Origin of the sequence: Pseudanabaena sp. 'Roaring Creek', from assembly GCF_001402795.1 — a bacterium.
GTDB lineage: Bacteria > Cyanobacteriota > Cyanobacteriia > Pseudanabaenales > Pseudanabaenaceae > Pseudanabaena.
This window is the reverse complement of sequence record NZ_LIRE01000194.1, coordinates 1-9,187: the sequence shown is the minus strand read 5'-3', so window position 1 is coordinate 9,187 and position 9,187 is coordinate 1. Positions and strand designations below refer to the sequence as shown.

Genomic DNA, 9,187 nt, shown 5'->3' with positions numbered 1-9,187 from the left:
CGGTATGCTCTCTTGTTTTGGTTTTTAATTATGCTTAACTGCTTATTGCTTAAAAGGATACAATGCTTTGCGAATTTAACAAAAATAATTACACCGCTTTATTCTTTTTATCAAAGAGAACTAGAACCGTTTGGACAATTAATTTTAGATCGTACCAAATGCTCCAGTTCTTGCGATATTCAATATCGTAGTTAACGACTTCAGCAAAAGTTCGTACGTTAGAACGTCCATTGACTTGCCATACTCCCGTAATTCCTGGTTTAACATCCAGACGATTCCATTCCGTATACCGTTCGTCATGGTATTCAATTTCCAGTTCGTAGGAGTTGATTTCATTAAAGGTAGGAGGACGAGTTCCTACCAAGCTCATGTCACCTATTAAGACATTCCAAAACTGCGGAAATTCGTCAATACTAGTTTTTCTTAAAAATTTACCAATTTTAGTTACGCGCGGATCGTCAGCATTCTTAAAAAATTTGTCACCAGAACTTAGATTGTCGCTAATAGCCGTCACTGATGCTGAATTTGCATCAATTTGATTGGCTACTTTGGTTTTGAGCTGTTCGGCATTCTTAACCATAGAACGAAACTTCCAAATACGAAAAGGTTTGCTTAGTAATCCACAACGAACTTGTCCAAACAAAACCTCACCTTTGCTTTCAGTCATAATGGCGATCGCTATGGGGATAAATACAATGGCGGTAAAACTTAAGCCAATTAACGAGCCAATGATATCAATGAGTCTTTTGATCGGATTGCGTACCGAAGGGTGAACGGGAACGCTGGGATCTATGTCAATAAAGGGGAATAAAAACTTTAAGATGGGATAAAAGACCCGCAGAAAAGGAATTTGTTTTAACAATCGCTGAGTGCGAAATAGAAACAAGCCAAACTTCGTAATATTTCTGACTTTAGTCCTCTGGATAGAATTAGGAACGCGAAAGGTATTGCTAGCTTTTTCGATGACAAATAAATTGCCCAGTGAAGAAAGACCGATCAAAGCGCTCACCGCATCGCTCACGCTCCAGAGAACCAATTCTGTCTCATTGAGGATGGCGATTCTCAAACAATTAGTCAAGGCTCCCAATCCCGCACTATCCATCACAGTAGTATGACTCATATCGATCACAATCTTCTGATAGGAGTCCTCTTTATTGCAGATAGTCTGAAAGTTAACGAGAAATTCTCTAGCCGTAGAAAACATAAATTTTTCTGGACTAAATATAAAGGCAATCTCATCAAAGGTAACGATTGAAGGTTGCTTATAATCTCGACTGGGCTTATTGTCCCAGTCAGTTGGATCCTTACTAACTGGAATATAAGTAGCTTGAGGATAGAGATTAGCGATCGCTTCACTTCTAACCACAATAAGATCGAGAACACGGAGTTTCATCAATAGCCAAGCCGTAAAACTGACATTTTGGAAACGGGTTTTAGATTCGATGTAAACAACTTTACTGCGACAAACCCATCGAGCAGTTAACAGATAGGGAACCGAAAACCCTGAGCCCGTAGAAACTACTAAATCTGGCTTTTGATAAGGAACGATTTTAATTGCTAGGAATAAGTTACGGATAAAATTTCCTAAATTATTTTTTACAGGGATATATCCCCAGTATTTTCTAATATCTTCAATTTCCCTTTCCGTAGTGCTATTTCTGACCGATACCCATAGTCGATCGCTATAATTGCTCCAAAAGTCTTTCAGGCTTTGCATATAGCGAAAATAACCACCAGCAGCACAAACTAGCATTAGTTTCTGGGGGTGATATCGATTTTTTAAATATTCACATAGTTGGGATTCATTGACTTCAGGAATTACCGTCGATGTTTGTTGCAGTTTAATAAATTTGACTAAATCTCCAGGCGATCTGGCGATCGCAATCCCGCGCCGCTCAAAATCATCAGCAACCTCCATTTGATGATTATCAATATATTCGCGAAATCTCTGTAAACGGGGTACGAGAACATAGGGAATGTCTTTATCCTCTAATAGCTGAGCAATGCCCTCATCGCAATGACTAACAATTAGACTGGCGCGATCGACAAAATACAAAAAATCTTGTTCGGTCAGATTTCTATAGGCTTTGGTTCCATCAGGAAAATAACTTGAAAAACCATACTGCACCAAGATCTCTTCATTAATTAGTTGATACTTGAGCAATAGTTCGATCCAATGCATAAGAGCATTGAATTGATATTGTTCTGTGCCAACAGTGACTAAAAGCATCTTTAAAGCCTGACTAAAATCCTTAACTCAGCACTTTTCAATGTTGAAAGTAACTCAATAAATTAGAGTATAGTGCTTTAAACTGACACTAAGTTTATCAAGCATTACAATAAAAAATGTAATAAATTTTAAAACTTGCAGATTTATGCCAAAAGCTATTTGGAATGGTGTGGTGCTTGCGGAAAGCGATCGCTGTGAAGTCGTCGATGGAAATCAGTATTTCCCTGAGGACTCTTTAAATTTAGAATATTTCAAACCCAGTGCCACCCACACGACTTGTAGCTGGAAAGGGGTCGCAAGCTATTACAGCATTGAAGTAAATGGTGAAACTAATAAAGATGCGGCTTGGTATTATCCAGAACCCAAGGATGCTGCCAAACAAATTAAAGGACATGTTGCCTTTTGGCGTGGCGTAAAAGTCCAGTCCTGATCGGTAAATAGGAGCCTGTAGCGATCGCTACAGGCTCCTATTTACCTTCCTCCTGAAAGTGTTGCGGCACGAAGTGCCGCAACACTTTCAGGCTCACTTAAGTAACGCGAGTTCGGGATAATTTGAAACGGGCGTTGAGAGAGGGTTTGCTACGCAAACCCTCTCTCAACGCCCAAAAGTAAAAGCCTTGCGTAGCAAGGCTTTTACTTTTGGATATTTAAAATTTGCTAGCTTAACCCGAACTGAAATTAAGTATTGACTGCTTTAATATGAGCTTGACGCGAGATCGGTGAATTAACACGATGGAGCGCACTCCTAGGTAAAACTCGCAATATCTCTTCCGTTGTAGTTGTGCCAGAATTCAGCTTATTAATTGCCGCTAGTCGGAACGAATGAAAATCAATCTCGTTAAGGTAGCGATTCATTTGGGAGATCGTTCCTTCATAGATCATTTGCCGAAAAGCATCATCAATATCGATCAGCTCGACGATCGCTTCGCGCCCAATATAGCCCGTGAAGAAACATTTATCGCATCCTTTGCCCTTGCGCCAACGACCGATATCGATATCTTCGCGTTCCAGTCTGAGGGCTTGCAATTCCGCTCCAGTGGGATGATGGGGCGCGGAACAATGGGGGCAATTTTTACGGACGAGACGCTGGGCAACTACTCCCAACAAAGCGTCGCTGATAAGTCCGGGATCGGGACCTAAATCCTTGAGGCGAGGGATCGCACTAGCGGCATCGTTAGTATGCATTGTGGATAGGACAAGATGCCCAGTCAAAGCTGCTCTCACAACGGTTTCTGCCGTTTCGGGATCGCGCACTTCTCCTACCATGACAATATCGGGATCCTGTCGCAAGATTGCTCGCAGCCCTGCCGCAAAGGTCATGCCTGCGGGTTCACAAACTTGAGTTTGGGTAATGTTTGGCAGGATATATTCAACGGGATCTTCAACCGTAATCACGTTGACATGTTCTTGAGCGATCGCCTGCAAACTGGTATATAGGGTACTGGTTTTGCCCGAGCCAGTGGGACCTGTCATGATGATTAGCCCTTGGGGTTGCCTTAGCCAATTGTCATAGATTTTGAGGGCGCGATCGCTAAATCCCAAACATTCCAGATGACTAGAAAAAGGATTATCGCGGGGCAATAGGCGAATGACAGCTTTTTCTCCGCAGACACAGGGCAGAGTACTCACCCGCATATCGAGATTGAGATGCAAGCTTTCATCGCTGGTATATTCTTTGCCGATGCGACCATCCTGAGGACGACGGCTATCGGCAATATCCATATCCGACATGACCTTTAACGCCACAATGATTTTGCGACTGATCTCAAGGGGTAAGGTTTTGATATCGCGCAAAATCCCGTCAATCCGATAACGAACGCGCAGCCCCCTAGGTGTGGGCTCTAGGTGAATATCGCTGGCTCGATGTTGGAGGGCGATGGAGATGAGGGCATTAATCCGCCGAGTCTGATCGACTGCCTGTGACAAATACAGATCGGTCACTTCGCCAATATCAACTTGCTCTGCCTCACCCGTGAGGGGATTGATCGCCTGTGCCGAGTGAATTTGATTGGGATTAGGGATATTTTGGCGGCGAAACCACTTGCGATAGCTATCACTAGAAATCGCGATCGCTTTGACGTCCGTCAAAATGCGATCGCCGATCATTTTGATATCTTCATCGGTAAGAGTCTGGGGACTGCCTATATAAAAACAATTGCGCCACAGCAATAACGGGATCACTGGAGGCAGAATACTACGGTCTTCAAATTCGCGAAAAAATCGATAGTTTAGCTCTTGGTCAAGCCAATTTAGATGTACATTTCCATCAATATCAATAAGAAACTGCAAAGCCTCTTCGCAGGATGCAATATTGCCATGCCGTAAACGTTTCCAAACTGATTCCCCAATTGACTGTGCCCCAACAGACTGTGTTTGACTCATTCCCGTTAGCCCACTATTGAACTTGCCAATATACTATCAGCAAACAAAGGCAATGCTTAGGGATACAGTCATCAATTTCTGAGAACCGATCGATTGGCAATAAAGTGTTGTCACACTTTCATGAATTGGTATTAAACCTATAAGTAACTCAGCATAATGAAAACCTGCGCTGCGGGTTTTCATTATGCTGAGTTACTTATAAGGCTCTTGCGGATCAAAAATGTCCCACCCACCTATCTAGCATCGACTTCGCTCAGTTACCGTTGGCTGAGCGAAGTCGAAGCCAATGTTAGCTGAGCCGAAGCCCATCTGGACGGATCAAAAATGTCCCAACCAATTATTTAGCATCGACTACGCTCAGCTACCGTTGGCTGAGCGTAGTCGATGCCAATGTTAGCTGAGCCGAAGCCCATCTGGACGGATCAAAAATGTCCCAACCAATTATTTAGCTTCGACTTCGCTCAGCTACCGTTGGCTGAGCGTAGTCGAAGCCAATGTTAGCTAAGCAAAGTCGATGCCAATGTTAGCTGAGCAAAGTCGAAGCCCATCTCAACTCATTTAGGATTACTCTAAAAGAGCATACCCATTGGGTATGCTCTTTTAGAAATAGCTAGTCATATTTCTTGTTGAACTGTTTTTTTGCCTGTTCGTAAACCTCAATAGTGATGGGATTTAGACCATTGTCCTGAGCATATTTTTCAATCTTTTTAAAAGCAAAAGGACGGACAAAAAAAGGAATATCCTTGAGCTTAGCTTCCGCCTCAGGAGTCCATGTAATCTTTTCACTCATTGCGTCTTAGGTTTTGGTTTTAGGTTTTGGTTTTACGAAACAAATTTTAACCTATGCGATCGCTAGAAAGCTCTGCAACTAAAGGTAAAACTTCATCACACCAAGTAATCCAGCCCTGCTCGAAGATAATCCCTCGGCGCAAAGTTAGGTAGGCAAAGCGACTCGCTCTGCTGCAAGATTGCAGATCGCTAAAAAAGTTGCGCTCGATCGCCTGATAAATTTCCAGTTGTTGCTGATGCAGTTGGCGATGCTCCTGAATTTGATTAATAATTTCTGATTCAGGAACGAGATAGCCAGCATAGATTTTAAGCAAAAATTCATCCTTGACGGTGGCAACTTCGCTGGATTGCAATAACCATGTTTTCAGATGCGACAGCCCTAAATCCGTAACTGAAAATATCTTTTTGTCGGGTCTCCCCTCTTGAGCGATCGCTTCGGCGGCAATCCAATTTTGCTGATCTAGTTTCGTTAATTCCCGATAAATCTGTTGGTGGGTCGCCTGCCAGAAAAATCCCACCGACCCATCAAATTGTTTAGCGAGGTCGTAACCACTTTTTGGTTCACAAATCAAAGAAACCATGATGGCATGAGCAAGAGACATAGGTTTGAAATTTATTTGAACTGGGATTGACATATTCACTTAGTTGAGTATACATTATTTAGTATATTCAACTAAGTGAATAGTAACCTAGTTGAATACAAATAAAGTTTAAAAGTAAGGCTTGCTTTTAGGGCAGGAACCTTGAAGGAGGAAACGTAAAATAAAGCTATGAGTAAGAAAATCTTGATTTTACAAGGACATCCCAACCCCGACAGCTATTGTTTTGCCCTTGCAGAAGCCTATAAGAGGGCAGCGATCGCCTCTGGTGCGGAAGTCCGTGAGTTGGTCATCAATGACTTGAAATTTAATTTCAATCCCCCCGAATATAGATCCAAACTAATTCCCGAACTCGAAGAGGATGTACTGAAAGCCCAAGATGAAATTCGTTGGGCGGAACATCTAGTTTTTGTCTATCCGACTTGGTGGGGAACGATGCCCACTTTGCTGAAGGCATTTATCGATCGTGTGTTTACCTCAGGATTTGCCTTCAAATATCGTCAAGATTCTGTTTGGTGGGATCGTCTTCTCAAAGGCAAAAGTGCCAGATTAATTGTCACTATGGACGCGCCCCCTTGGTATTACCGATTTGTCAATGGTAGCCCAGGGCATAAGGCGATGAAAAACACAATTCTGGAATTTTGTGGTGTCAAACCAGTAAAAATCACTACCATTGGTAGCGTTAAAACTTCCAATCTAGCCCAAAGACAGAAGTGGCTAAATCAAATAGGAAATTTAGGAAATCAACATTTATGAACATCATCAACCCTGATCAAGTCCCCATTCGTAAAGGTTCTAACTATCCCGATCGCTTTAAGCCCGTTGTCGCAGGGCGCGAAAAAAAACGTTTAGGTGATGCGGCTGGCATAAAGAACTTTGGCGTAAATTTAACCACCCTCGCACCACAATCTCGTTCGGCACTTCGTCACTGGCATACAAAGCAAGATGAGTTTATCTACATCCTATCGGGAGAATTAACCCTGATTACCGATGAAGGTGAATCTATTTTAAAAGCTGGTCAAGCTGTAGGATTCCCTGCGGGTGAGGCAAATGGACATTGCCTTTACAATCACTCCGATGCAGTGGCAACTTACCTAGAAATTGGCGATCGCCTTCCCAACGACGCAGGAAATTATCCCGATGACGATCTTGTCGCGATCTCGACCGAACAGGGCTGGCAATTTACCCATAAAGATGGAATTCCTTATCAATCTTAGTTATCTTAGTTCCTTTATTCCTTGCGGCAAACCTTGGACTGGCGATCGCAATCCTGAATGGTTCCCTAATGGCTGCCATTGGTTGCATCGGGCTGATGATTTTATCGATATCGATGCAAGGCAAAGGGCATAGCCTTGAGAAACATACCGCCGAACCTTTCTCCAGTCCAATCAATGGGATCATGCGGATCTTTTTGGAGCAATGGATTACATTTCCTCGGTTTGTCTTATCTGGACATTGGTTTCAAGCCTTACAGAGTTCTAAGAAAAGACAATTACCCTAAGCTCTTCCAGATTTCTAGAGATTTCCAATTGCTTACGGCAAAAATACCTCAACAATCCTATCAACCAACGGAATTAAATCATGACTGTAACTATTTCAAATTCAAAATCGGCATCTTGGGCAAAGGCGATCGCTAAACCAGCGCAGGAATTCCCTCTCACAAACCTCCCGACCATCTCTGGTAAGATTCCCGCAAATCTCAAAGGTTCTCTTTATCGCAATGGTCCCGCGAGACTAGAGCGTGGCGAATTTACTGTGGGGCATTGGTTTGATGGCGATGGCGCGATTCTTGCGGTGCATTTTGCCGATGGACAAGCAAGAGCCACCTATCGCTACGTGCAAACTGAAGGATATTTAATTGAAGAAAAAGCCGATAAATTGATCTTTGGCAATTACGGTATGACCGCTACAGGATCGTGGTTACAACGCTTTGGCAAGTCTTCTAAGAATGTGGCAAACACTTCTGTTCTAGCCTTGCCCGACAAGCTTCTAGCATTATGGGAAGGAGGTTTGCCCCATGCTTTAGATTTAGAAACCCTCGAAACCTACGGGTTAGAAAATCTCGAAGGATTACAGAAGCATTTACCCTATTCCGCTCATCCCAAGCGCGATCCCCAAACAGGGGAAATCTTTAATTTTGGAGTTTCCTATGGAAAGAATGCAACTTTACATATCTATCGGAGCGATCGTCATGGCAATCTCATCACTAAGAATCAGACAATCTTAACTGGACTATCGATGATCCATGATTTTGTCCTCGCAGGAGATTATTTGATTTTCTGCGTACCTCCTCTACGGATGAATCCACTGCCAGTACTACTGAATTTAAAAAGCTACAGCGATTCATTGGATTGGAAGCCTGAAGAGGGAACGGAAATTTTAGTATTCGATCGCCACAACCTTGAATTAGTCAGTCGCAATATTGTCGAGCCTTGGTTTCAGTGGCACTTTGGTAATGGCTATAGCGATCGCGATGGCAATGTGGTCTTTGACCTGATTCGCTATGAGGACTTTACGACTAATCAATTCCTCAAGGAAGTTGCTTCAGGGCATACTAAAACCAAGGCTCAGGGAAACTTTTGGCAAATGCGGCTCAACCCCAAAACGGGAGAATTCCTTGAAACTACTCAGCTAATGGATCGTGGTTCGGAATTCCCGATTGTCGCACCTGCCGAAGTCGGACAATTTTCTCGCTATACCTATCTCTCTGTCCGAAAATCAGCAACTCCCCAAACCGAACTGTTTAATGCGATCGCTCGTTACGATCGTCAAAACAATACTATTGCTGAAACCGATCTTGGTACAAATTGCTATCCAATGGAACCAATTTTCGCTCCCGATTTGACCCGTCCCGACCGTGGTTATGTGATTACCGTTGTCTTTGATGGCGATCGCGAAAGTTCAGAAGTATGGGTATTTGATAGCGATCGCTTAGACTCCGAGCCAGTTTGTCGTTTAGCTTTACCCAGTATCGTGCCCATGGGTTTTCACGGCACTTGGCGATCCTAAAATAATATCAAGTTAAGAAATGGCTCCGCCATTTCTTAACTTGAAAACCCTTACTATAGCTATCGCCAAATGTATAGTTGTTTTAAATAACTTGTAGACGGGCTTCGACTTCGCTCAGCCCTCGGTGTAAGCTAGCTGAGCGAAGTCGAAGCTGTAGTTTTTATTTGAATTATCTATA

At 43.0% G+C, this 9,187-nt stretch carries 10 protein-coding genes; 6 read left to right on the top strand and 4 right to left on the bottom strand.

The features are described from left to right. Window positions 1-88 precede the first annotated feature (88 nt). The gene (locus AC805_RS06230; RefSeq protein WP_055074615.1) at window positions 89-2,230 is read right to left on the bottom strand and encodes a sugar transferase; all 2,142 of its coding nucleotides are present in this window, start codon (window positions 2,228-2,230) and stop codon (window positions 89-91) included. Window positions 2,231-2,375: 145 nt separating this feature from the next. Between AC805_RS06230 and AC805_RS06225 the strand changes: the two genes are divergently transcribed. After that, on the top strand, window positions 2,376-2,660 hold the full coding sequence (locus tag AC805_RS06225; protein WP_055074614.1) for a DUF427 domain-containing protein: 285 nt from the start codon (window positions 2,376-2,378) through the stop codon (window positions 2,658-2,660). A gap of 248 nt (window positions 2,661-2,908) precedes the next feature. Here the strand turns inward: AC805_RS06225 and AC805_RS06220 are convergent, their stop codons facing one another. The 3 genes from AC805_RS06220 to AC805_RS06210 all read right to left on the bottom strand — a co-directional run bounded on the left by AC805_RS06220 (window position 2,909) and on the right by AC805_RS06210 (window position 6,003). Then, window positions 2,909-4,612 carry a GspE/PulE family protein gene (locus AC805_RS06220; RefSeq protein WP_055074613.1) on the bottom strand — a complete coding sequence of 568 codons (1,704 nt, stop codon included), beginning with the start codon at window positions 4,610-4,612 and terminating at the stop codon, window positions 2,909-2,911. A 610-nt stretch (window positions 4,613-5,222) separates the two neighbouring features. After that, window positions 5,223-5,402, bottom strand: a complete 180-nt coding sequence (locus AC805_RS06215; RefSeq protein WP_009628322.1) for a PCP reductase family protein — start codon at window positions 5,400-5,402, stop codon at window positions 5,223-5,225. A gap of 46 nt (window positions 5,403-5,448) precedes the next feature. Continuing rightward, window positions 5,449-6,003: a PadR family transcriptional regulator gene (locus AC805_RS06210; protein ID WP_055074612.1), complete on the bottom strand. Its 555-nt coding sequence runs from the start codon at window positions 6,001-6,003 to the stop codon at window positions 5,449-5,451. 168 nt (window positions 6,004-6,171) lie between these two features. On the opposite strand from AC805_RS06210, the gene AC805_RS06205 reads away from it, so the two are divergent. From AC805_RS06205 to AC805_RS06190, 5 genes are all read left to right on the top strand, one after another. Then, window positions 6,172-6,756: an NAD(P)H-dependent oxidoreductase gene (locus AC805_RS06205; RefSeq protein ID WP_055074611.1), complete on the top strand. Its 585-nt coding sequence runs from the start codon at window positions 6,172-6,174 to the stop codon at window positions 6,754-6,756. After that, a complete protein-coding gene (locus AC805_RS06200; protein ID WP_055074610.1) occupies window positions 6,753-7,217 on the top strand; it encodes a cupin domain-containing protein in 465 nt (154 codons plus the stop codon). Before AC805_RS06205 ends, AC805_RS06200 begins: the two co-directional genes overlap by 4 nt. Beyond that, entirely contained in the window at window positions 7,195-7,350 is a 156-nt protein-coding gene (locus tag AC805_RS25455) for a hypothetical protein (RefSeq protein ID WP_156341325.1), read from the top strand. Before AC805_RS06200 ends, AC805_RS25455 begins: the two co-directional genes overlap by 23 nt. Then, complete coding sequence (locus tag AC805_RS06195) at window positions 7,313-7,501, top strand: hypothetical protein (protein WP_156341324.1); 189 nt, start codon at window positions 7,313-7,315, stop codon at window positions 7,499-7,501. The genes AC805_RS25455 and AC805_RS06195 overlap by 38 nt, the downstream gene beginning before the upstream one ends. 80 nt (window positions 7,502-7,581) lie before the next feature. After that, a complete protein-coding gene (locus AC805_RS06190) occupies window positions 7,582-9,009 on the top strand; it encodes a carotenoid oxygenase family protein (RefSeq protein ID WP_055074608.1) in 1,428 nt (475 codons plus the stop codon). Window positions 9,010-9,187: the final 178 nt, after the last annotated feature.

Bases quoted from the DNA above. Each gene is read 5' to 3' on its own strand.
- AC805_RS06230 (WP_055074615.1), bottom strand. From the start codon at position 2,230: ATGCTTTTAGTCACTGTTGGCACAGAACAATATCAATTCAATGCTCTT.
- AC805_RS06225 (WP_055074614.1), top strand. From the start codon at position 2,376: ATGCCAAAAGCTATTTGGAATGGTGTGGTGCTTGCGGAAAGCGATCGC.
- AC805_RS06220 (WP_055074613.1), bottom strand. From the start codon at position 4,612: ATGAGTCAAACACAGTCTGTTGGGGCACAGTCAATTGGGGAATCAGTT.
- AC805_RS06215 (WP_009628322.1), bottom strand. From the start codon at position 5,402: ATGAGTGAAAAGATTACATGGACTCCTGAGGCGGAAGCTAAGCTCAAG.
- AC805_RS06210 (WP_055074612.1), bottom strand. From the start codon at position 6,003: ATGTCTCTTGCTCATGCCATCATGGTTTCTTTGATTTGTGAACCAAAA.
- AC805_RS06205 (WP_055074611.1), top strand. From the start codon at position 6,172: ATGAGTAAGAAAATCTTGATTTTACAAGGACATCCCAACCCCGACAGC.
- AC805_RS06200 (WP_055074610.1), top strand. From the start codon at position 6,753: ATGAACATCATCAACCCTGATCAAGTCCCCATTCGTAAAGGTTCTAAC.
- AC805_RS25455 (WP_156341325.1), top strand. From the start codon at position 7,195: ATGGAATTCCTTATCAATCTTAGTTATCTTAGTTCCTTTATTCCTTGC.
- AC805_RS06195 (WP_156341324.1), top strand. From the start codon at position 7,313: ATGATTTTATCGATATCGATGCAAGGCAAAGGGCATAGCCTTGAGAAA.
- AC805_RS06190 (WP_055074608.1), top strand. From the start codon at position 7,582: ATGACTGTAACTATTTCAAATTCAAAATCGGCATCTTGGGCAAAGGCG.